The organism is Pseudomonas sp. H1_A03, assembly GCF_054685145.1.
In genome coordinates, this window is the sequence record NZ_CP162829.1 from 2,771,539 (window position 1) to 2,794,073 (window position 22,535).

Sequence of the window (22,535 nt, forward strand, 5' to 3'; positions counted from 1 at the left end):
CTGCTTGCGGAACACGGTTGTTGCAAAGTATGTCTAGGCTATAACCGTTCCCACTGAGTGAAAAAACCATGACAACAACCACCAGTCACTACACCGGAGAAGAACGCCGCAAACGGATTTTTGCGATTGTCGGTGCTTCGTCCGGCAACCTCGTCGAATGGTTCGACTTCTACGTCTACGCCTTCTGCGCCATCTACTTCGCCCCTGCGTTTTTCCCATCGGACGACCCCACGGTCCAACTGCTCAACACCGCGGGTGTGTTCGCCGCCGGGTTCCTGATGCGGCCTATCGGCGGCTGGCTGTTTGGTCGGGTGGCCGACAAGCACGGCCGTAAGAACTCGATGATGATCTCGGTGCTGATGATGTGCGCCGGCTCGCTGGTCATTGCCTTCCTGCCGACTTACAAGGACATCGGCGCCTGGGCCCCGGCGTTACTGTTGGTTGCGCGACTTTTCCAAGGCTTGTCAGTGGGGGGCGAATACGGCACCACCGCGACCTATATGAGTGAAGTCGCGCTCAAGGGCCAGCGCGGTTTCTTCGCCTCGTTCCAGTACGTAACGCTGATCGGCGGGCAATTGCTGGCGGTGCTGGTGGTGGTGATCCTGCAGCAGATCCTCACCGAAGACGAATTGCGCGCCTGGGGCTGGCGGATTCCGTTCGTGATCGGCGCGATTGCGGCGGTGATCTCGCTGCTGCTGCGTCGCACCCTCAAGGAAACCACCAGTAAGGAAATGCGCCAGGACAAGGACGCCGGCAGCATCGCCGCGCTGTTCCGCAACCATAAGGCGGCGTTTATCACCGTGCTCGGCTACACCGCCGGCGGCTCGCTGATTTTCTACACCTTTACCACCTACATGCAGAAGTACCTGGTGAACACTGCCGGGATGCATGCCAAGACCGCCAGCTACATCATGACCGGCGCGCTGTTCGTGTACATGTGCATGCAGCCACTGTTCGGCATGCTTTCGGACAAGATCGGCCGGCGTAACTCGATGCTCTGGTTCGGCGCGCTCGGCACCCTGTGCACGGTACCGATCCTGCTGACCCTGAAAACCGTGACCAGCCCGTTCCTGGCGTTTGTGCTGATCTCCCTGGCCCTGGCCATCGTGAGTTTCTACACCTCGATCAGCGGGCTGGTGAAAGCAGAAATGTTCCCGCCGCACGTACGTGCATTGGGGGTGGGCCTGGCCTATGCAGTGGCCAATGCGATCTTCGGCGGTTCGGCGGAATACGTGGCCTTGGGCCTGAAATCCATGGGCATGGAAAACACCTTTTACTGGTACGTCACCGGCATGATGGCGGTGGCTTTCCTGTTCAGCTTGCGCCTGCCTAAACAGGCGGAGTACTTGCATCACGATCTTTAAGGGATGAGCTATGACGCTGCGCACGAGCAATCAATTGTTCGACGCTTATTTCACGGCGGACAGCATGGCCGAGGTGTTCTGCGACAGGGGACGCTTGCAGGGCATGCTGGATTTTGAGGCCGGGTTGGCCCGGGCCGAGGCTCGGGTCGGTTTGATCCCCCAGGCCGCGGTCGCACAGATCGCCCAGGCGTGCCTGGCGTCGCTGTATGACGTCGATGCCCTTGGCGTGGCGATTGCCACGGCGGGGAATTCGGCGATTCCGTTGGTGAAGGCATTGGGCAAGTTGATTGCCGCTGAAGACCCCGGCGCCGAACGTTATGTGCACCTGGGCGCGACGAGCCAGGATGTGATGGACACCGGGTTGGTGCTGCAACTGCGCCAAGCCGTGGCGTTGATCGAAACGGACTTGGCGCGCCTGGGCGACATGCTTGCCACCCAGGCCCAGCGCTATGCTGCTGTGCCACTGGCTGGGCGGACCTGGTTGCAGCATGCGACGCCGGTGACCCTGGGGATGAAAATCGCCGGTTGGCTGGGGGCAGTAACGCGCAGTCGGCAACGTCTCGCCGAACTGAAACCGCGCTTGCTGGTGCTGCAATTCGGCGGTGCCTCCGGAACCCTCGCAGCGCTGGGCGAACAGGCCATGCCGGTGGCCGAGGCGCTGGCAACAGAGCTGCAACTGACCTTGCCCGAACAGCCTTGGCACACCCAACGGGATCGCCTGGTGGAATTCGCGAGCGTGCTTGGCCTGGTCGCTGGCAGCCTCGGCAAACTGGGCCGCGATATCAGCCTGCTGATGCAAACCGAAGCGGCGGAAGTCTTTGAGCCCTCCGCGCCGGGCAAAGGCGGCTCATCGACCATGCCGCACAAGCGTAACCCGGTGGGCGCCGCAGTGCTGATCAGCGCCGCGACCCGCGTGCCCGGGTTGGTGGCGACAATGTTCAGCGCCATGCCCCAGGAGCACGAGCGCAGCCTGGGCCTGTGGCATGCCGAATGGGAAACCTTGCCGGAGATTTGCCGGTTGGTCTCCGGCGCGTTGCAACAGGCCTTGCTGGTGAGCGAAGGGCTGGAAGTCGACCCGCAACGCATGACGCATAACCTCGACCTGACCCAAGGCCTGGTGCTGGCCGAAGCCGTCAGCATCGTGCTCGCCCAGCGCCTTGGCCGTGAAACTGCACACCATCTGCTGGAGCAATGCTGCAAGCGCGCCGTCGCAGAAGGCCGGCATCTGCGCGCGGTATTGGCGGATGAGCCGCAAGTCACCGCCGAGCTGTCAGCAGCTGAGTTGGACCGCTTGCTTGATCCCGCCCATTACCTGGGCCAAGCCCGCACCTGGGTTACCCGCGCTGTAGCCGAACACTTTGCTTGAGGAGACCACCGTGGCATTTTTACAACTCGCCGAGGGCGAACTGCATTACCAATTGGATGGGCCTGAGGATGCGCCAGTACTGGTGCTCTCCAACTCGCTGGGCACCGACCTGCACATGTGGGATATCCAGATCCCGGCCTTCACCCAACATTTTCGCGTGCTGCGGTTTGACACCCGTGGCCATGGCAAATCCTTGGTTACCCCAGGCCCCTACAGCATTGAGCAACTCGGTCAGGATGTGATCGCGCTGCTGGATGCACTGGATATCCAACGCGCGCATTTTTGCGGGTTGTCCATGGGCGGCCTGATTGGCCAATGGCTTGGTATCAATGCTGGGCAGCGTTTGCAGCGCCTGGTGGTGTGCAACACCGCCGCCAAGATCGGCACGCCCGAGGTATGGAACCCGCGCATTGAAATGGTGTTGCGTGATGGCGCAGCGGCGATGGTAGCGCTGCGCGATGCATCGATTGCACGCTGGTTCACCGCGGACTTTGCGGCGGCCAACCCGCACCAGGCCAAGCAGATTACCGACATGCTGGCGGCCACATCGCCCGAAGGTTATGCCGCCAATTGTGCGGCGGTGCGGGATGCGGATTTTCGCGACCAACTGGCCTTGATCAAAGTGCCGACCCTGGCGATTGCTGGCACCGAAGACGCGGTCACACCGCCGGCCGGCAGCCACTTTATCCAGAACCATGTACAGGGTGCCGAGTACGCCGAGTTCTATGCGGCGCACTTGTCCAACGTCCAGGCCGGTGCTGCGTTCAGCGAGCGCGTTATCGAATTTTTACTCACTCGCTGACCTACATTGTAGTGAGCGGGCTTGCCCCGCGCTGGGGCGCGTAGCGGCCCTAACCCACTCACCGCAATCTTCCAGACAGAACGCGTTGAATGGGTGTGGGGCGGCTTCGCCACCCCGCGCGGGGCAAGCCCGCTCACTACAGGTCGCGTTTCATAGTGAATCAGGAGTTTTTTGTGGACGAGAAACAACGTTATGCCGAAGGCCTGCAGGTGCGCCGCGAAGTGCTGGGTGATGCCCATGTCGACCGTAGCCTCAATGCCCTGACCGAATTCAATAGCGAGTTCCAGGAAATGATCACCCGCCACGCCTGGGGAGATATCTGGACCCGCCCCGGCCTGCCTCGGCACACCCGCAGCCTGATCACCATCGCCATGCTGATCGGCATGAACCGCAGCGAAGAACTCAAGCTGCACCTGCGCGCCGCCGCGAGCAATGGCGTGACCCGCGCCGAGATCAAGGAAGTGCTGATGCAGAGCGCGATCTACTGCGGGATTCCGGCGGCGAATGCGACGTTCCATTTGGCTGAATCGGTGTGGGATGAGCTGGGCGTAGAGTCGCGCCAGCAAGACTGAACCAGAAATACGATCAAATGTGGGAGCTGGCGGTCTCCATCGCACCGGGAATCAGTGCGAATCCGCATCCCACACCCAGTTCCACACACCCGGCAGATGCACGTCTTCACTCACATCCTTCACGGTCCTTGCCAGCGCCGCGCGCTGAAGCTGGGCGGTATCGGTGTAGAACGGTTCAGCGGCCGTTTTCATGCCGGTGACGCGAGCGCTGTCCAGCAGGATCTGCAAGTACTCCTGCATATGGATCGCGGTATAGCGGTTGATGTCGTGGAACGTCACCACCACCGGTATCACGCCGTCCACGGTCGGCAGTTGCCCCAAGGCGATGCGCTCGCGTACCACCGACAGTTGCCGATACAAATTCGCCCGGCGCCGCGGGCTGCCGTTGAAGCCCCAGATCTTGCCGTCATTGGCGCTCAGGTCAGTCAACAACACATGCATGCCATGGCGCCTGTAGGCGGCGAAGGTGCGGCGGTCGTAGTTCCAGAACGGTGGGCGTACCAGCGTGGGCGGTGCACCGGTGATGGCGGCAATGTCGGCGGCGCCCTGGGTGAGGGTGCTTTCAAGTGTCGCGTCATTCAGCCAACGATGGTTGGTATGAAACGCCGTGGCCGTGTGGAAGGCCAGGATATGCCCGCCCGCGTATTCACGCTCCATGGTCTTGCGGCCCCGCGAACTGCCACCGGAGCGGGCCGCTTCGGTTTGCAGGAAAAACACCGCCTTGATCCCCGGCAACACCGGGTTCTGCGCCAGGTCGGCCACCACAGAACGGCTCGGGTTGTTGTAGCCCGACGCGCTGGGGCCGTCATCGAAGGTCAGCAGAAAGCGGATCGGCGCCTGGGCTTGCAGGCGTTGTTCGGTCTGCGGTGTCAGGGCGATGGGCGCGCCGATGCAGCCGCTGAGGCTCAGGGCCAGGGCAAGCATGGCGGATGCGATGGCGAACGATTTCATGGTGGGCGCGGGCTCAAATAGAAGGCCGCTGCTGGGTGGGATCAGCAGCGGCAGGCGCGCACGATACATCAAGAGCGGCTGTGTGAGGTTACAGTCTGACAGGCGAGCGCTGATCAGCGTCAGCCCAGGTATTGGCCGTTGCTGAAGACCGCAGGGCGCGCAGTCGTCGAACTGTGCGCCACATTCGGTTGCTCGCGTGAGCGTGTGTAACAGGTTTTGAAACGTCCAGGTGTCGTCCTTTTCGCGGAGCCAGGTGTTGACCCTCTCTCTTGGAATGGGTCGGACGCGCCAGATCGTTCCCCCATAAATGTAATTCGGGTTTACAGCAGACTGATTGGATAGCTGATGATCAACCGATTCTCATCAAACTCATTGTTGCTGTAGTCACGCCGCATGCTCGAATTGCGCAGGCGCACCGTCAGGTTTTTCGCGGCGCCGCTTTGCACGGTGTAGCCCAATTCGCTTTCGCGGCCCCATTCCTTGCCATCGGTGATTGTCCCGGTGTGCACATTGCTGCCACTGATATAGCGATTCATCAGGGTCAGGCCAGGCACGCCAAGGGCGGCGAAGTTGTAGTCGTGACGCACCTGCCAGGATTTCTCTTGGGCGTTGTCGTAGCTCGAGTTGTAGCTGTCGTTGGCCAGGGTGCCGCCGCTGGTGCCGTTGACGCGCATCCAGGCGCTGTTGCCGGTGAGTTTTTGCAGGCCGACATAAAAGGTGTTGCCGCCGTACTTGGCCGAGAACAGGCCGGACCAAGTCTTGTTGTCCAGCTCGCCTGCGCGGGCGCTGCCGTCGTCCTTGCCGTAGAAAAAGCCAAGGTTGGCGCCCAGGGTCCAGTCGCCCAACGGTTGGCTGTGGATCAGGTTGACGAACTGCTGGCTGTAGATGTCCTTGAGCTGCGCATTCCACAGGCCGATCTGCGTGCGTTTGTCGTTGAACGCGTACTCGCCGCCCTGGAAGTTGAAACGGTCGGAAGTGAACGCGGTTTTACCGACCATCGACATGTCGGTCATGCTGCTGTCGTCACGCGGGCTGTTGGCGCGGAACTGGCCGCCGTAGAGAGTCAGGCCGTCGATTTCCTTGGAGGTGATCTGCCCGCCGCGCAAGGTTTGCGGCAGGGAGCGACCATCGTCCGAGCGCAGGATAGGCAGCACCGGCATCCATTCGCCGACCTTCACTTCGGTCTTGGAGAGGCGCGCCTTGAACGCTACACCGAGGCGTCCGAACTCATCCGCAGGGCGGCCATCATGGTCCAACGGTAGCAACTGGGTACCCCCGGTGCCGCGCCCACCGTCCAGCTTCAATGAATACAGCCCCAGCACATCCACGCCAAAACCCACGGTGCCTTGGGTGAAACCGGACTTGGCGTCGAGGATGAAACTCTGCGTCCACTCCTGCGCGCCGCCCTGGGTTTTGGTGGGGTTGGTGAAGTTGCGGTTGAAGAAGAAGTTACGCAGGTTGAGGTTGGCGCTGGCGTCTTCGAGAAAGCCGTGTTCTTCGGCGACGACGGGCAGGGCAAGGCTGGCGACAGCGGTTGCCAGCAGGAACTGGCGCGGGTGGAAAGTGCTCATGGCGTAAGGACCTGTTGTTATTGGGTTTATGCAGGTGGCGGCCATGGTGCGGGGCGGTGCGCGACGGGTTCAATCGGGGAAGGGCGGGTTGTGGGCGATGATCGAACGCAAGTTGCCGGGCCGGACTCATGAGGTCCGGCCCGGTTTTCCGGGTTCAGTGCAGGGTGTTCAAACTGGTCCACGGGATGGCGGGCAGAAATTTCTGGCAGGCGAGGGTTGCGGCCACCATTGCCATCAAGAACACCACTTGCAGCGGGCTCCAATAAGCCCAGTGCAACCCTTTGATCCACGGAATCCTGGCATTGAAGTTTTCGTTGACCTTGCCGATTCGCCGCGAGTGAAACAGGCTGATCAGGATCATGCCCAGGTAGGTCAGCATGCCCATGACCCCGAGAATGTAGCCAAACACCAGTAGCATCACCAATTGGGGAATACCATGGCGTAGCACGAGTCTGAACTGGCGGACGCTGAGCCGCTTGGGCAACAGGCGTTCGCTGAGCCATAGGTCCTGGACGATCAGGCGTGAGGTGAAGTCGGCCCATAATTGGGCGCCGCGCAGGGCGCAGAGCGCGGGAATGACCGACAGCAGGATAAACAAAAAGAATTTGGCCGGCAGCGAGGTGTCGAGGACTTGATGAAAGGCCAGGCCGTTGGCCAGGGCTAATCCGGCCCAGACTCTGATCCAGCTATCCAGGGTCACCCCACGCGGCAGGAATTTTCGCCAGAAGAAAACGTGCGAATCCGGCAGTCGTTCGAGCAAGTCCGGGTAGCGCCAGGTCAGGACTTCAGACAGGTGTTGAGTGGCATTCCACGCATTCTCATCAAAGCCTGCGACCAAGCGGTATTGTTCCTTCACGCTCATCGGCGTAAGCAACAGGCGCGCCGCCAACGCATCGGCAGAGGTGCGGCGGGTGTCGTTTGCCTTGTCTTGCAGGTTGACGAAGAAGCTTTCCTGCTCGCAGCGCGACACCAACTGGCGCCACATCCACGCCGGTTCCGGGTAGACGCCTTTCTGGTCGTCCCAACCAAACACTTGGCACACCCGCTCGAACAGCGGCACGCTCCAGGTGGTGTCGTGGAGCAGGTGCAGGATGATGCGTTGCCACTGCTGTTGCAGGTCGAACACCCGTAGCCAGGGCTGGTTGTTGTACTGCGTGAGCTGGGTGATGAACTCGCGTTCGGCCTTTTGTTCCAGCCGTTCCTGCAAGGTGTGGCGATAGTCCTGCAGCAGTTCGCTGGTCAGCGCATCGTATTGCCACGTGGTCATTGCCACCTGCTGCCACGGGGTCAGCCATTCCAGGTGTTGTACCGCCCATTGGGCGATGGGGCTGCGTTCGCCCGGTGCTTCAAAGCAGTGGCGCAGCAGGCCAGCCTGGAAAGTGTCGGTGCAGTCCTGTTGATTGGCCAGGTTCCAGCGTTCGATGAAGTTGCTGGCGTTGAGGCCACTGAGCAGGGCATGCGCCGGGTCGGCCTTGGGCGCTTCGAAAGGGGCAGGGTGCAGGACGCTGACGTCCATCAACTCGGCGAGGTCGTTGAGGTTACCGTAGGCCTGTTCGACGGCGGGCGTTGCAACGCTGCTTTGCTCTTCTTCGCAGTCGGCTCGCCAGCGTGCGTAGGCCAGTGCTTCTTCATAGGCTTCGCGCAATCGCTGGAAGCCTGCGGCATCGTCATCCGGCCGGCAGCTTTTCAGCAGCCGCGCATAGCTGCGCTTGATGGTGCGCTCGTCAGCGTCTTCCGACAGTTGCAGCACGGTCCAGCAATCCATGGTGTGTTCCCTCAGCGCCAGAACCCGTTGTCGAGTTGCTCAAGTTGCCGCGTCAGTTCGCTGCGGGCTTCACGAATGCGGCGTTCATCCTGGGAGTCGAGCACCTGTTGGAACTGCCCGGCCCAATGCCCAAGCTGCTCGCGAAGTTCGCCGAGGCTTTCCTGGTAGAGCCGCTCGAGGCGCGCGGTGAGTACGGTATTGACCTGCTGGTCGCGCGGGTGAACCTTCAACTGCGCCAGGGCTTGCAGGCGTTGTTGGATCTCGTCCGGGCTGAGCACGCCAGGGTTGTTCTCGATCACCAACGAGTGTTGCTCGCCGGTCAACGGGATGCTCACCTGGGCTTCAAGCAAGCCGTTGTTGTCGTAGGTGAAGCGCACGTCCAGCGAGACTTCACCGGCCTTGCGCTTGGGCACGGGAATTTCCAGTTGGCCCAGCTCGATGTTGTCTTTGACCAGGCGGCTTTCGCCTTGGTAGATCTTCAGCAGTACGCGGGTCTGGTCGTCAGACAGGGTGACCACGCTTTTGACCCTGCTCACCGGCACGCTGCTGTTGCGTTCGATCAGCGGCAGGTAATGGCCGCTCTCGATATGGCTACCGTACTGGTTAGAGGTTTCGATGCCCAAGGTGTAGGGGCAGACGTCGGTCAGCACCACTTCTTCCAATGCGGCGGAGCGGGCTTTGAGCGCCGCCTGGATCGCAGCGCCATGGGCGACCACTTGGTCCGGGTCGAGGCTGATGGACGGGAAGCGCCCGAACAACCCGGCGGCGAGTTTGCGCACCAGCGGCATGCGCGTGGTACCGCCCACCAGCAGGATTTCATCCAGGTCGCCCACACGAATCCGCGCATCACGCAGGGCCCGTTCAATGGGCGCGCGCAGGCGTTCCAGCAGCGGTGTGTAGAGCTTGGCAAGTTCCTGTTGGGTAATGGTTTTTACCCATTGCTGGCCATCGACACGCAGAGCGAAGTCGGCGCTGTCGTCCTGCCCAAGGGCCTTGCGCACGCGTTCAGCTTCGCGGCGCAGGGCTTGCAGTACGCTGCTGGTGGGCGGGAAGCCTTGGGCGTTGCGCTGGCTGTCGACGAAGTGTTCCAGCAGCAGGGTGTCGAAGTCTTCGCCGCCGAGGAAGTTGTCGCCGGCACTGGCACGGACTTCCATCACGCCGTCGAACAACTCAATGATCGACACGTCGAAAGTGCCGCCACCGAGGTCAAAGACCAGGAACGAGGTTTCCTTGTCGCGCTGGTGCAGGCCGTAGGCGAGGGCGGCAGCGGTGGGTTCGTTGATCAGTTTTTCGACGTTGAGCCCGGCCAGTTCACCGGCGATGCGCGTGGCTTTGCGCTGGCCGTCGCTGAAATAGGCGGGCACGCTGATGACGGCTTCGGTGACGGTATGGCCGTAGGTGCGCTCGATGTCTTCCTTCAGGCTTTTGAGCACCAGCGCGGACAGTTCTTCCGGACGGAACGAGCGATCGCCCAGGCGCACTTCGGTGGCACTGCCCATGTAGCGCTTGAACAGCGACGTGGTCAGGTGCGGGTGAGTGTGCAGGCGCTCTTTGGCCGCCTGGCCGACCAGGACACGGCCTTGATCATCCAGCCCGACCACGCTGGGGGTCAGCAACTGGCCAAGGGCATTGGGCACTAATTCGGCAGCATCACCGCGCCAGACCGCGGCGAGACTGTTGGTGGTCCCCAGGTCGATTCCTACGATCATTACGACAAGCTCCCTCTGTGGTCTGTAAGAATCTGTGACCAATTTTATCCTGAAAGGTTGGGCGAAAAGCAAGGCAGCGGGCGTTCGCGCCATGTAGTGAGCGGGCTTGCCCCGCGCTGGGCTGCGCAGCGGCCCTAACCCAGGCGCCTCAAATCAATCTGACTTATCTGTGTGGCCCTATTGGATTGCTGCGCAACCCAGCGCGGGGCAAGCCCGCTCACTACAAAAGGCGGCATAAAAAAACCGCTTCCGGTGAGGGAAGCGGTTTTTTGTTTACGCCAGCATCAGAACAACTTCAGTGCCGGTGCTTCTTCTTTCAACGGCTCGTTCTTCGCGGTTTGCTCGTTCCAGCCACCGCCGAGGGCCTTGTACAGGTTGACCTCGCTGTTCAACTGCGCCAGGCGGTCGGTGATCAGCGACTGCTGGGCACTGAACAGTTGGCGCTGGGCGTCGAGGAAGGTCAGGTTGCTGTCGACACCAATGCGATAGCGACGCTCGGCCAGGCGGTAGTAATCCTGGTTGGCCGCGACGAAGCCCCGCTGGGCCTCCAGTTGCTGTTTGTAGGTCTCACGCGCGGCGAGGCCGTCGGACACTTCCTGGAAGCCGGTCTGGATCGCCTTCTCGTAGTTCGCTACGTTGATTTCTTTCTGGATCTTCGAGTAGTCCAGGCTGGCGCGAAGGCTGCCGGCGTTGAAGATCGGGATGTTGATCTGCGGGGCGAACGACCAGGTGCCCGAGCCGCCTTTGAACAGGCCGCCCAGGTCTGGGCTCAGGGTGCCGGCGTTGGCCGTCAGGCTGATGCTCGGGAAGAACGCTGCACGGGCCGCGCCGATATTGGCGTTGGCCGCCTTGAGGTTGTACTCGGCCTGCAGGATGTCTGGGCGACGTTGCAGCAGGTCCGAGGGTAACCCGGCCGGCACTTCGCTGAGCAGGTCATCCGACAGCGGCTTGCTGGCGATATTCGCCGGCAGGCCGGTGCCCAGCAGCAGGGTCAGGTTGTTTTCGTCCTGGGCGACCTGGCGCGTATACCGGGCCAGCTGCACGCGGGCGTTTTCCACCGAGGTGCGTGCCTGGCTCAGGTCGAGGGCCGAGGCCACGCCGACTTCGTTGCTGCGCGAGGTGAGCTTGAAGCTCTGCTCGAACGCGCCCAGGGTGTCCTGGGTCAGCTTGAGCAGTTCCTTGTCGGCCTGCCAGGTCAGGTAGGCATTGGCCACGCTGGCCACCAGGCTGATCTGGGTGCTGCGGCGGGCTTCTTCAGTGGCGAAGTACTTCTGCAGCGCTTCTTCACTCAGGCTGCGTACGCGACCGAACAGGTCCAGCTCATAAGAGCTGATCCCGAGGGTGGCCGAGTATTGGCTGGTGATGTTCGCTTCGCCGGTCTGCGAGGCACGGGCCGGGACACGCTGGCGGCTGCCGCTGCCATTGGCCGACACGGCCGGGAACAGGTCGGCACGCTGGATGCGGTACTGCGCCGCGTAGGCGTCGATGTTCAGGGCCGCAACGCGCAGGTCACGGTTGTTCACCAGCGCGGTCTGGATCAACTGTTGCAGGGCAGGGTCATGGAAAAACTGCTTCCAGCCCTGTTCGGCAGCGGCCTGGCTCGGTGCCTGGGCCGACGAATACGCCGGCCCCTGCGGGAACTGTGCGGCCACCGGCGCTTCGGGGCGCTGATAGTCAGGTATCAGCGAGCAGCCACTGAGCACGAATGCCGTGACGGCTAGGGAAAGTAGCGACTTGCTCATTGGCCAGCCTCTTTAGGGGTTTGCTTGGTTTCTTTCGGTTTACGGTCGCCGATGGCGGACACGGTTGCAAAGAACAACGGTACCCAGAAGATCGCCAACACTGTGGCCGTGATCATACCGCCAATTACACCGGTGCCGATCGCGTGCTGGCTGCCTGAACCTGCGCCTGAGGAGATCGCCAGCGGCAGTACGCCGAGGATGAACGCCATGGAGGTCATGATGATCGGACGCAGACGCATACGGGACGCCTCGATGGCCGCCTCGACGATGCCTTTGCCCTGTTCGTGCAGCTCTTTGGCGAACTCCACGATCAAGATGGCGTTTTTCGCCGCCAGGCCCACCGTCACCAACAGGCCCACCTGGAAGAACACGTCGTTGGACAACCCGCGCATGCTGGTGGCGATCAACGCACCCACCACGCCCAGCGGCACGACGAGTACCACCGCAATCGGGATCGACCAGCTTTCGTACAGTGCCGCCAGGCACAGGAACACCACGAGCAGCGACAACGCGTACAGCGCAGGCGCCTGGGAGCCGGACAAGCGTTCTTCGTACGACAAGCCCGTCCAGGCGTAGCCGATACCCGCCGGCAATTGCTTGGCGATGCGTTCGACTTCCGTCATGGCGTCACCGGTGCTGTAGCCCGGTGCCGGGGTACCGAGGATTTCCATCGCCGCCACACCGTTATAGCGCGAGAGCTTCGGCGAGCCGTAGATCCACTTGCCCGAGGCGATGGCCGACAGCGGCACCATCTTCCCGGAGTCGCTGCGCACGTACCATTTGTTCAGGTCTTCAGGCGACATGCGGCTGGCGGCTTCACCTTGCACGTAGACTTTCTTCACCCGACCACGGTCGATGAAGTCGTTGACGTAGCTGCCACCCAAGGCAATTGCCAGGGTCTGATTGATGTTCGACAGCGTGATGCCCTGGGCGCTGGCCTTCTCGTCGTCGACGGTGAGCTCATACTGCGGCTCATCGTTCACGCCGTTGGGGCGCACACCCGCGAGGATCTTGCTCTGGGCAGCCATGCCCAGGAACTGGTTACGGGCCGCCATCAACTTCTCATGGCCGACACCGCCCTGGTCTTGCAGGAACACGTCGAAACCGGTGGCGTTACCCAGCTCCAGAACAGACGGCGGCACAATGGCGAATACCATGGCGTCCTGGAAGGTCTGCATGAAGTAACCCTGGGCGCGCTTGGCGATTTCAAACACGGAGGTGGACGCATCACGTTCATCCCACGGCTTGAGCATCACGAAGGCCAGGCCCGAACTCTGGCCACGACCGGCGAAGTTGAAGCCGTTTACGGTAAACACCGATTTCACGCCTTTGCCTTCGCCAGGCTCGCCTTCCTTGTCATTGAGCAGGTAGCTACGCATGTCATCGATGACTTTCTGCGTACGTTCAGCCGAAGAGCCCACAGGCGTCTGCACCTGGGCAAAGATCACGCCCTGGTCCTCATCGGGCAGGAACGCGGCAGGGATGCGCATGAACAGCCAGATCATGCCGGCGAAGATCAGTGCGTACACCAGGAACGCCGGGATCTTATGCTTGATCATGTTGCCCACGCCGCGCTCGTAGCTCAGTACGCCACGGTCGAAGGTGCGGTTGAACCAGCCGAAGAAACCGCGCTTGGGTTGGCCGTGTTTTTCAGGGTCGATCGGCTTGAGCATGGTGGCGCACAAGGCCGGGGTGAAGATCAGGGCAACCAGTACCGACAGCGCCATGGCCGAAACAATGGTGATGGAGAACTGTTTGTAGATCACACCGGTGGAGCCGCCAAAGAAGGCCATCGGCAACAGTACCGCCGACAGTACCAGGGCAATACCCACCAGGGCGCCCTGGATCTGGCCCATGGACTTGACCGTCGCTTCTTTCGGCGACAGGTGTTCCTCGGCCATTACCCGCTCAACGTTTTCCACCACCACGATGGCATCGTCCACCAGCAAGCCGATGGCCAGGATCATGCCGAACATGGTCAGGGTGTTGATGGTGAAGCCGAACGCCGCGAGGATCCCGAAGGTACCCAGCAATACCACCGGCACCGTCATGGTGGTGATGATGGTGGCGCGGAAGTTCTGCAGGAACAGGAACATCACCAGGAACACCAGCACGATCGCTTCGACCAGGGTGTGCACCACACCGGAGATCGATTCGGTCACTACAGGCGTGGTGTCATACGGCACCACCGCCTTCATGCCTGGCGGGAAGAACGGCTCCAGGGACGCCACGGTGGCGCGGATAGCCTTGGCGGTGTCCAGGGCGTTGGCGCCGGAAGCCAGTTTGATCGCCATGCCGGAAGCCGGGTTGCCGTTGAACTGCGCACTGATGCTGTAGTTCTGGCCACCCAGTTCGATACGGGCAACGTCATGCAGGCGAACCTGGGAACCGTCGGCATTCACCTTCATCAGGATGTTGCCGAATTGCTCGGCCGTCTGCAGACGGGTCTTGCCGATGATGGTTGCGTTCAGCTGGTTGCCGGGCAGGGCAGGCAGGCCGCCCAACTGACCGGTGGCGACCTGGACGTTCTGTGCGGAGATGGCCGTGCTGACGTCGACCGGGGTCAACTGGAAGTTGTTCAGCTTGGCCGGGTCCAGCCAGATACGCATGGCGTACTGCGAACCGAACACCTGGAAGTCACCGACACCCGCGGTCCGCGAGATTGGGTCCTGGATGTTGGACACGATGTAGTTGGACAGGTCGTCCTTGGTCATGCTGCCGTCTTCCGACACCAGACCAATCACCATCAGGAAGTTCTTCACCGACTTGGTCACGCGGATACCCTGCTGCTGCACTTCTTGCGGCAGCAGTGGGGTCGCCAGGTTCAGCTTGTTCTGCACCTGAACCTGGGCGATGTCCGGGTTGGTACCCTGGTTGAACGTCGCGGTGATGGTCATGCTGCCGTCGGAGTTACTGTCCGAGGCGACATAACGCAGGTTGTCGATACCGTTGAGCTGTTGCTCGATCACCTGCACCACGGTGTCCTGCACGGTTTGTGCGGACGCGCCTGGGTAGGTCACCTGGATGTCGATGGCGGTTGGCGCGATGGCCGGGTATTGGTTGATGGGCAACTTCAGGATCGACAGTGCCCCGACCAGCATGATCACCAGGGCAATTACCCAGGCGAAAATGGGACGGTCGATAAAAAATTTCGACATGGATTACTCCCCTTTGCCCGTAGTGGCAGCAGGAGCAGCAACCGTTCCGGCAGGCTTGGCGTTATCCGCCTCCTTGACCTTGACCTCGGCGCCCGGCTTGACGTATTGCAAGCCTTCGGTGATCACACGGTCACCGGCGTTCAAGCCTTTTTCCACCAGCCAGTAGGCGCCGGCGGTGCGGTTGGCAACCAGGACGCGCTGCTCGACCTTGTTGTCGGCATTGACGACCAGGGCCGTCGGGATGCCTTTGAGGTCGCGTGTTACGCCTTGCTGTGGAGCCAGGATCGCCTTGCTGTTCACGCCGGCTTGCAACTGGGCGTGTACAAACATGCCCGGCAGCAGGGTGTGGTCAGGGTTGGGGAACACGGCGCGCAGGGTCACGGAACCGGTGGTCTGGTCAACTGACACTTCGGAGAACTCCAGCTTGCCGTCCTGGCCGTAGTCGCTGCCGTCTTCCAGGGTCAGCTTAACCTTGGCGGCATTGGCGCCGGCTTTTTCCAGCTGGCCGCTTTCCAGGTCGCGGCGCAGTTTCAGCATTTCGGCCGAAGACTGCGTGACGTCGACGTAGATCGGGTCAAGTTGCTGGATGACGGCCATGGAGTCGGCTTGGCCGTTGCTAACCAGTGCGCCTTCGGTGACCGAAGAACGGCCGATACGGCCGGCGATCGGCGCGTACACCTTGGTGTAGCGCACGTTGATCTGCGCGGTTTGAACGTTTGCTTCCGCAGTCATGCGATTGGCGACGGCGGTGTCGTATTCCTGACGGCTCACGGCTTGCTCATCGACCAACTGCTTGTAACGGTCGGTGATGGATTTGGTCTGGGTCAGCGTGGCTTGCGCGCTTTTCAGAGTGGCTTCATACACCGATGGGTCGATCTGGTAGAGCTGTTGCCCTTCCTTCACGTCCGCGCCTTCCTTGAACAGGCGCTTGAGAATGATGCCGTTGACCTGCGGGCGAACTTCCGCGATGCGGTAGGCGGTGGTGCGGCCTGGCAGCTCGGTCGTCAGGGTGAAGGCTTGCGGTTGAAGGGTGACCACGCCGACCTGAGGGATTTGAGCGGGCGGAGCCGCCTCTTCCTTTTTACATCCGCTGAGCAGCGATGCCAGGGCGACGGCAGTGACCAGAGCGGTAACAGCTGGCTTAAGTTGCATGAAGATCCTCGGGTCAGGCGCGCAGAGTGCGCACAAGCAGTGTGGAAGGGTGAAAAACAAACGGTGAGTGGATAAGTAGCTTGCTACGCAATATACTTACGTTCATGGTTGTTTGTAAACTCTTGACAGGCTTTGCGGATTGTTGACAAAGCAACACCCAAAGCCTCGATTCCATTACGTTCGGCACCCATGATGGTGTCGTCCCACAAATATTCAGATGATCGTTACCGGCTATTAATTCTGCGTTAACGATAGTCTCAAGTGTCCTGATTGAGGTTTTACTGCCATGGTTCGTCGCACTAAAGAGGAAGCTCAGGAAACGCGCAGCCAGATCCTCCAAGCCGCCGAGCAAGCCTTCTATGAGCGCGGCGTTGCGCGCACTACGCTGGCGGACATCGCCGCGCTGGCCGGTGTGACGCGGGGGGCTATCTACTGGCATTTCAGCAACAAATCCGATTTGCTGCAGGCGCTGCTCGATACGCTGCATGAGCCGCTGGACGAATTGGCCAGGGCCAGTGAAAGCGAGGACGAACTCGACCCGCTGGGCTGCATGCGCAAGCTGCTGATTCATTTGTTCCATCAAGTGGCCCTGGACCCGAAAACCCGGCGCATCAACGAGATCTTGTTCCATAAGTGCGAATTCACCGATGAAATGTGCGACATGCGCCGCCAGCGCCAGACCCACAGCCTGGAATGCAACCTGCGCATCGGCCTGACATTGCGTAACGCGGTCCATCGCGGGCAACTTCCGGAAAACCTCGACACCACCCGTGGCGCGGTGTGTATCCACGCCTACATCAACGGGCTGATCGGCCAGTGGCTGCTGGTCCCCGACAGCTTCCAGCTCCATCAGGAAGCCGAGCGCTGGGTGGACGCAGGGCTGGACATGCTGCGCTGGAGCCCCAGCCTGCGCAATTGAGACAAAGTGCGTAATTGCATCAGGTTGTGTCAACAGTAAAGCGTAAGGATGGTCAATCGTCCTTCTGCCTGATTGGTGGGGTGACTTTATATACGGGCTGGCGGGGGGTTGATAGGTAGCCGGCTAAGTATTTTGTAGCGATTTTGTTGCGATTCTGTGAAGCAATGTTTTCCTGGGGGCACGCGTTCAAAAATGTGGGAGCGGGCTTGCTCGCGAAAGCGGTGGTTCAGTCAATTATTCAGTGACTGACACGCTGCATTCGCGAGCAAGCCCGCTCCCACATGGGTCAGCTGATGCATTCAAGATATGTGTAAAAAAGCCCCGGTTCCTGCGAACCGGGGCTTTTTCATTTCAGCTCGTTACCTCAGAGCGCCAGCGTCGGGTAGTCGATATAACCGACCGGGCCCTTGCTGTAGAAGGTGTCCGGGCGTGGATCATTCAGCGGAGCATCCGCCTTCAACCGCGCTGGCAAGTCCGGGTTGGCAATAAACGGCACGCCCCAGGCCACCGCATCAGCCTTGCCTTCAGCCAGCCAGGCATTGGCGCTGTCCTTGGTGAAGCGTTCGTTGGCGATGTAGACGCCGCCAAAGGCCTTTTTGAGGTGTGGGCCGAGGCTGTCAGGGCCTTCCTTTTCACGCGAGCAGATGAACGCGATACCACGCTTGCCCAGTTCGCTGGCCACGTAGGTGAAGGTTTCCGCCAGGTTGTCGTCGCCCATGTCGTGTGAGTCGGCGCGGGGTGCCAAGTGCACACCCACACGGCCGGCGCCCCAGACTTCGATGGCCGCGTCAGTCACTTCCAGCAGCAGGCGTGCACGGTTTTCCAGGGAGCCGCCGTACTGGTCGGTGCGCTTATTAGTGCTGCTCTGCAGGAACTGGTCGAGCAGGTAGCCGTTGGCACCGTGGATTTCCACGCCGTCAAAACCGGCGGCCTTGGCGTTCTCGGCACCGGTGCGGTAAGCGTCGACGATGTCGGCGATTTCAGCGGTTTCCAGCGCGCGAGGGGTCGGGTAGTCGGCCAGTGGGCGCACCAGGCTGACGTGGCCTTTAGGCTGGATCGCGCTCGGTGCAACCGGGGTTTCACCGTTCAAGTACGATTCGTGGGAAATACGGCCCACATGCCACAGCTGCAGGAAGATCTTGCCGCCTGCGCCATGAATCGCCTTGGTCACGTTGGCCCAGCCGCGCACCTGGTCGTTGGACCAGATGCCTGGGGTATCCGGGTAGCCCACGCCCAGCGGCGTCACGGAGGTGGCTTCGCTGAGGATCAACCCGGCGGCAGCGCGTTGCACGTAGTACTCGGCCATCAGCGCGTTGGGTACGCGACCGGCGTCTGCACGGCAGCGGGTCAGCGGCGCCATGATGATGCGGTTCGACAGTTCCAGGTCGCCCAGTTTGATCGGATCGAAAATAGTCGTCATCGGGAAAATACCTTTGTCTTTGAAGTGGATCAGTTGGTCGCAGGGGCCAGGCCGGCATCGCCGCTCTGACGGAAAGTAATCAGGGTCACCACCAGCGCGAGGATCGCCAGGGCCGCTGCGGCTAACGGCACACTGGTCAAGCCGAAACCGTGGGCTATCACACTGCCGCCAACCCAGGCACCCAGCGCGTTGCCGATGTTGAAGGCGCCGATGTTCAGGGTGGACACCAGGTTCGGTGCGGCCTTGCCGAAGGTCACCACGTTGATCTGCAACGCGGGCACGGCGGCGAACGAGGCGGTGGCCCACAGGAACAAGGTGATTTCAGTCGGGATGATGGCGACGCTGGTCCAGGTCAGCGCGGTGGAAACCACCGCCATACTGATGAACACGCCGATCAGGGTGGCCGCCAGGCGTTTATCCGCCAGCTTGCCGCCAATGATATTGCCCACGGTGAGGCCCAGGCCGATCAGCAGCAGGGTCCAGGTCACGCCCTTGGGCGACACGCCGGTGACATCGCCGAGCAGCGGCGCAACGTAGGTGAAGAGGGTGAACATGGACGCGGCGAACAGCGCAGTCATGCTCAGCGACAGCCAGATGCCGGCGCCTTTGAGCGCGGCCAGTTCGGCGCGCATGTCGAGTTTCTCTTCATCACGCTTGGCGGGCAGGAAGCGGATCAGGCCAATCAACGCCACCACACCAATCACCGTCACCGCCCAGAACGTCGAGCGCCAGCCGGCTTCCTGGCCCAGCGCGGTACCCAGGGGTACGCCGAGCACGTTGGCCAGGGTCAAACCGGTGAACATCAAGGCTACGGCCGAAGCACGCTTGTTAGCCGGCACAAGGTTGGCCGCTACCACTGAACCAATCCCAAAGAAAGCACCGTGGCACAGCGCCGTGACGACGCGGGCAAACATCAGCACGTTGTAGTCACTGGCCAGGGCGCAGAGCAGGTTGCCGATAATGAAGATGCCCATCAACGCTACCAGGGCGGCCTTGCGTGGCAGCTTGGCGGTGGCCAGTGCCATGAAAGGTGCACCGATGGCCACGCCCAGGGCGTAGCCGGTGACCAGCCAGCCGGCGCCGGGAATCGACACACCCAGGTCCGCCGCTACATCGGGCAGCAAGCCCATGATGACGAACTCGGTGGTGCCGATGGCGAAGGCGCTGAGTGCCAGTATGAGTAGCGAGAGGGGCATTATCGTTTCCTTGTTACAGCGCTGCGTTTTCGTCAGCGCTGAGTTCAGTGATGAGCGCCGCGAGGAAGGCCTGGATGGTGTCCTCGTTGCGTTTGAAAAAGTGCCACTGGCCGGCCTTCTGGCTGCTGATCAGCCCTGCGCGTTGCAAGGTGGCGAGGTGGGCCGACACGGTCGACTGGGACAAGCCGCAGCGCTGGTCGATCTGCCCGGCGCAGATGCCGTACTCGTGGTTGTGCAGTTGCTCGGGGAACTGCACTTTCGGGTCTTTCAGCCAAGTGAGGATGTCTCGTCGTACTGGGTGCGCCAGGGCTTTTATTATTTCGTCGAGGTCGATGGACATGGGAGGTGCTCGGTTTTTTACAGCGTTATATCGCGATGAGGCGAACTTTAAATCGCTATATCCCGATATACCAATATGATTTTGATCTGAGTCTAGGCTCAATCGGTATATCGGGTTATAACGATACGTTGACGGCAGTGATAGACTGCGCGCCATGAATTATCTCGCACATCTGCACCTGGGCGGCCAACTTCCTGCGCAATTGCTGGGCAGCCTGTATGGCGACTTTGTCAAAGGCCGCCTGCAGGGGCAGTTCAGCCCGCAAATCGAATCGGCGATCCAGCTGCACCGCTCGATTGACCGTTTTACCGACAGCCACCCGTTGGTGGGGGAGGCGTTGTCACGCTTCAGCCTGACCCGCAGGCGCTATGCCGGGATCGTCCTCGATGTGTTTTTCGACCACTGCCTGGCGCGGGATTGGGCGTTGTATGCCGACCAACCGCTGGAGCGCTTCACGTCGCAGGTGTACCGCGTGCTGGCGGCCGAGCCGCAGTTGCCAGGGCGGCTGGCGCAGATTGCGCCGTATATGGCGGCGGATGATTGGTTGGGTTCTTACCGCGAGTTTGCGGTGATGGAGCAGGTGTTGCGCGGGATCTCGCGGCGGCTGACACAGCCGGAGGCGTTGGGGTTTGCGATGCAGGAGTTGCGGGTGTTGTATGAGCCTTTGAGTGAAGACTTCCGGGTGTTCTATCCAGAGCTGCAGGCCTTTGCACGCAACCACCTGACCACTGGGGTTTAAAGGTGGGAGCTGGCTTGCCTGCGATTGCAGTCTGCCAGTTGATACCTGTGTTGCTGACCCACCGCTATCGCAGGCAAGCCAGCTCCCACATTTTGACCGTGCCCGCTTTATGCCGCGAATGCCGGCCGAACCGCGATCTGTTCTGCTTCCGGCAACGGCCCAAACAACGCCTTCTGCACCGCCTGCTGCGCCTGATACGCCAGCGCCGCGCGCTCCTGCCCGGCACAGGCAATCGGCTTGAGCACATGAATCTCCACATCACCTTGGTCATTGCCAAACAGACGCATCAGGTGCGACAGCAAATCATCATCGCCAATAAACGGTGCCAGCGGGTCCACTTGGCCGTCGCGCAAATAACGGATCGCCACCGGTTGCAGCGACACATCCGCATCGATCGCACTGGCCAGCAAGCGCCCGTGGAACGTGCGCAGGCTGCGGCCGTCGGTGGTGGTGCCTTCCGGGAACATCAGCAGCGGGTGCTGTTGTTCCAAGTGACGGGTCATCTGCTTGCGGATCAACTGACTGTCACCCGAACCCCTGCGGATAAACAGGCTGCCTGCTTTAGCCGCCAACCAGCCGGCCACCGGCCAGGTGCGCACTTCGGCCTTGGACAGGAACGACATCGGCGCCACAGCGCCCAGCAGTGGAATATCGGTCCAGGACACGTGATTGCTCACCCACAGCATGGGCTGCGTCGGCAACTCGCCGTGCACCGTCACGCGAAAGGGCAGGGCATTGGTCAGGCGCGCCATGAAGAACCGCGACCAACGCTGGCGGCGCACCATCGAGTTGGCCACGCCCAAACGCTCAAACAGGCCAAACACGCTGGCCATGCTCAAGCCCAGCGCCACCACCACCAGCACGCGGGCAATGCGCCCGTAGATCCGCAGGCGGCTCATCACATGGCTGCCTTGAAGTGGCGGGCGTAACGCGGGCATAGCTCATCGCGCTTGAGCAGGATGAACACGTCGGCCACTTGGAAATCTTCATCCCAGCACGGCTCGCCGCAGATCTTCGCACCCAGGCGCATATAGGCCTTGAGCAGCGGTGGCATCTCGGCGATTACGTTGGACGGCAGGTCCAGTGCCGGCAGTGGTTTCTTCGGTTCGGCACGCAGGTGTTCGTTGCACAGGTAGCGTTCGCGCAGACGCTGCATGATCGCGTGGGCCTGGATGCCGCCGTCGTGCATCGGAATGCTTGCGCACCCCATCAGGTAGCTGTAGCCGCCTTGGTTCAACACTTCGGCCAACTCGCCCCACAACACGGCAATCGTGCCGCCGTTGCGGTAGGCGGGGTCGACGCAGGTGCGGCCGATTTCCAGAATAGGGCCCTGCAAGTGCAGCAAACCGTGCAGGCTGAATTCTTCTTCGCTGTAGAACCGGCCCAGGGTGCTCGCGGCCTGGTGGTCGAGCAAACGGGTGGTGGCGACCAATCGACCGCTGTTCAAATCCCGCACACCGATATGGCTGCAGTGAACATCATAGTCATCCATGTCCAGGCCCAGTTCCGCGCCTTTCAGCTTGGCGTTGAACTCGCCGCTGAACACGTTGAACCGCAAGGCCTGGGCTTCCTGCAAAGCCTGTGCGCCGATCAGGCGTTCGGCTTGCAGACGGCGTTCATTGCCGGTGTCGCTGATGCGGGCGATCTGAGTCATGGCGAGTCTCCGAGTGCCGGCCACGTTTCGGCCGGTCGACTTTGTTGTCCAAAGTCAGGCTATGTAGGCTCGGTGTCATCTCCATGAAGTTACGGTGACGGTTGGATGACAGCCC

At 61.3% G+C, this 22,535-nt stretch carries 18 protein-coding genes; 6 read left to right on the top strand and 12 right to left on the bottom strand.

Features of this window, described 5'->3' with window-relative positions:
- Positions 1 to 68 precede the first annotated feature (68 nt).
- The 4 genes from AB4O35_RS12760 to pcaC all read left to right on the top strand — a co-directional run bounded on the left by AB4O35_RS12760 (position 69) and on the right by pcaC (position 4,104).
- A complete protein-coding gene (locus AB4O35_RS12760; RefSeq protein WP_065873260.1) occupies positions 69 to 1,364 on the top strand; it encodes an MFS family transporter in 1,296 nt (431 codons plus the stop codon).
- Between the two features lie 10 nt (positions 1,365 to 1,374).
- A complete protein-coding gene (locus tag AB4O35_RS12765; protein ID WP_065945398.1) occupies positions 1,375 to 2,730 on the top strand; it encodes a 3-carboxy-cis,cis-muconate cycloisomerase in 1,356 nt (451 codons plus the stop codon).
- A gap of 10 nt (positions 2,731 to 2,740) precedes the next feature.
- Positions 2,741 to 3,532 (top strand): 3-oxoadipate enol-lactonase, encoded by a 792-nt coding sequence (gene pcaD / locus AB4O35_RS12770; protein WP_065873258.1) that lies wholly within the window; start codon positions 2,741 to 2,743, stop codon positions 3,530 to 3,532.
- Positions 3,533 to 3,705: 173 nt separating this feature from the next.
- Positions 3,706 to 4,104 carry a 4-carboxymuconolactone decarboxylase gene (gene pcaC / locus AB4O35_RS12775; RefSeq protein ID WP_003189316.1) on the top strand — a complete coding sequence of 133 codons (399 nt, stop codon included), beginning with the start codon at positions 3,706 to 3,708 and terminating at the stop codon, positions 4,102 to 4,104.
- 51 nt (positions 4,105 to 4,155) lie between these two features.
- Here the strand turns inward: pcaC and AB4O35_RS12780 are convergent, their stop codons facing one another.
- From AB4O35_RS12780 to AB4O35_RS12810, 7 genes are all read right to left on the bottom strand, one after another.
- Positions 4,156 to 5,055: a polysaccharide deacetylase family protein gene (locus AB4O35_RS12780; protein WP_065873282.1), complete on the bottom strand. Its 900-nt coding sequence runs from the start codon at positions 5,053 to 5,055 to the stop codon at positions 4,156 to 4,158.
- Positions 5,056 to 5,375: 320 nt separating this feature from the next.
- Entirely contained in the window at positions 5,376 to 6,626 is a 1,251-nt protein-coding gene (locus AB4O35_RS12785) for an OprD family porin (protein ID WP_065945399.1), read from the bottom strand.
- A gap of 154 nt (positions 6,627 to 6,780) precedes the next feature.
- Positions 6,781 to 8,391 carry a J domain-containing protein gene (locus AB4O35_RS12790; RefSeq protein WP_065945400.1) on the bottom strand — a complete coding sequence of 537 codons (1,611 nt, stop codon included), beginning with the start codon at positions 8,389 to 8,391 and terminating at the stop codon, positions 6,781 to 6,783.
- An 11-nt stretch (positions 8,392 to 8,402) separates the two neighbouring features.
- Positions 8,403 to 10,100: a molecular chaperone HscC gene (locus tag AB4O35_RS12795; protein WP_065945401.1), complete on the bottom strand. Its 1,698-nt coding sequence runs from the start codon at positions 10,098 to 10,100 to the stop codon at positions 8,403 to 8,405.
- Positions 10,101 to 10,384: 284 nt separating this feature from the next.
- Complete coding sequence (adeC, locus tag AB4O35_RS12800; protein ID WP_065873254.1) at positions 10,385 to 11,842, bottom strand: AdeC/AdeK/OprM family multidrug efflux complex outer membrane factor; 1,458 nt, start codon at positions 11,840 to 11,842, stop codon at positions 10,385 to 10,387.
- Positions 11,839 to 15,000: an efflux RND transporter permease subunit gene (locus tag AB4O35_RS12805; protein ID WP_065873253.1), complete on the bottom strand. Its 3,162-nt coding sequence runs from the start codon at positions 14,998 to 15,000 to the stop codon at positions 11,839 to 11,841. Before AB4O35_RS12805 ends, adeC begins: the two co-directional genes overlap by 4 nt.
- A gap of 3 nt (positions 15,001 to 15,003) precedes the next feature.
- Positions 15,004 to 16,152: an efflux RND transporter periplasmic adaptor subunit gene (locus AB4O35_RS12810; protein WP_065873252.1), complete on the bottom strand. Its 1,149-nt coding sequence runs from the start codon at positions 16,150 to 16,152 to the stop codon at positions 15,004 to 15,006.
- Positions 16,153 to 16,438: 286 nt separating this feature from the next.
- On the opposite strand from AB4O35_RS12810, the gene AB4O35_RS12815 reads away from it, so the two are divergent.
- A complete protein-coding gene (locus AB4O35_RS12815) occupies positions 16,439 to 17,071 on the top strand; it encodes a TetR family transcriptional regulator (protein WP_010212311.1) in 633 nt (210 codons plus the stop codon).
- A 364-nt stretch (positions 17,072 to 17,435) separates the two neighbouring features.
- Here the strand turns inward: AB4O35_RS12815 and AB4O35_RS12820 are convergent, their stop codons facing one another.
- From AB4O35_RS12820 to AB4O35_RS12830, 3 genes are read right to left on the bottom strand one after another with little or no spacing between them, the layout of a single operon-like run.
- Entirely contained in the window at positions 17,436 to 18,491 is a 1,056-nt protein-coding gene (locus AB4O35_RS12820) for an alkene reductase (RefSeq protein ID WP_065910484.1), read from the bottom strand.
- A 29-nt stretch (positions 18,492 to 18,520) separates the two neighbouring features.
- Positions 18,521 to 19,687 carry an MFS transporter gene (locus AB4O35_RS12825; protein WP_065872051.1) on the bottom strand — a complete coding sequence of 389 codons (1,167 nt, stop codon included), beginning with the start codon at positions 19,685 to 19,687 and terminating at the stop codon, positions 18,521 to 18,523.
- Between the two features lie 13 nt (positions 19,688 to 19,700).
- On the bottom strand, positions 19,701 to 20,027 hold the full coding sequence (locus AB4O35_RS12830) for an ArsR/SmtB family transcription factor (protein WP_065872050.1): 327 nt from the start codon (positions 20,025 to 20,027) through the stop codon (positions 19,701 to 19,703).
- A 154-nt stretch (positions 20,028 to 20,181) separates the two neighbouring features.
- Here AB4O35_RS12830 and AB4O35_RS12835 point away from each other — a divergent pair, with 154 nt between their 5' ends.
- Positions 20,182 to 20,766, top strand: a complete 585-nt coding sequence (locus AB4O35_RS12835; protein ID WP_065872049.1) for an acyl carrier protein phosphodiesterase — start codon at positions 20,182 to 20,184, stop codon at positions 20,764 to 20,766.
- A 107-nt stretch (positions 20,767 to 20,873) separates the two neighbouring features.
- Here AB4O35_RS12835 and AB4O35_RS12840 read toward each other — a convergent pair whose 3' ends face one another.
- On the bottom strand, positions 20,874 to 21,665 hold the full coding sequence (locus AB4O35_RS12840; RefSeq protein ID WP_065872048.1) for a lysophospholipid acyltransferase family protein: 792 nt from the start codon (positions 21,663 to 21,665) through the stop codon (positions 20,874 to 20,876).
- The gene (gene olsB / locus AB4O35_RS12845) at positions 21,665 to 22,420 is read right to left on the bottom strand and encodes an L-ornithine N(alpha)-acyltransferase (protein ID WP_049709576.1); all 756 of its coding nucleotides are present in this window, start codon (positions 22,418 to 22,420) and stop codon (positions 21,665 to 21,667) included. Before olsB ends, AB4O35_RS12840 begins: the two co-directional genes overlap by 1 nt.
- Positions 22,421 to 22,535: the final 115 nt, after the last annotated feature.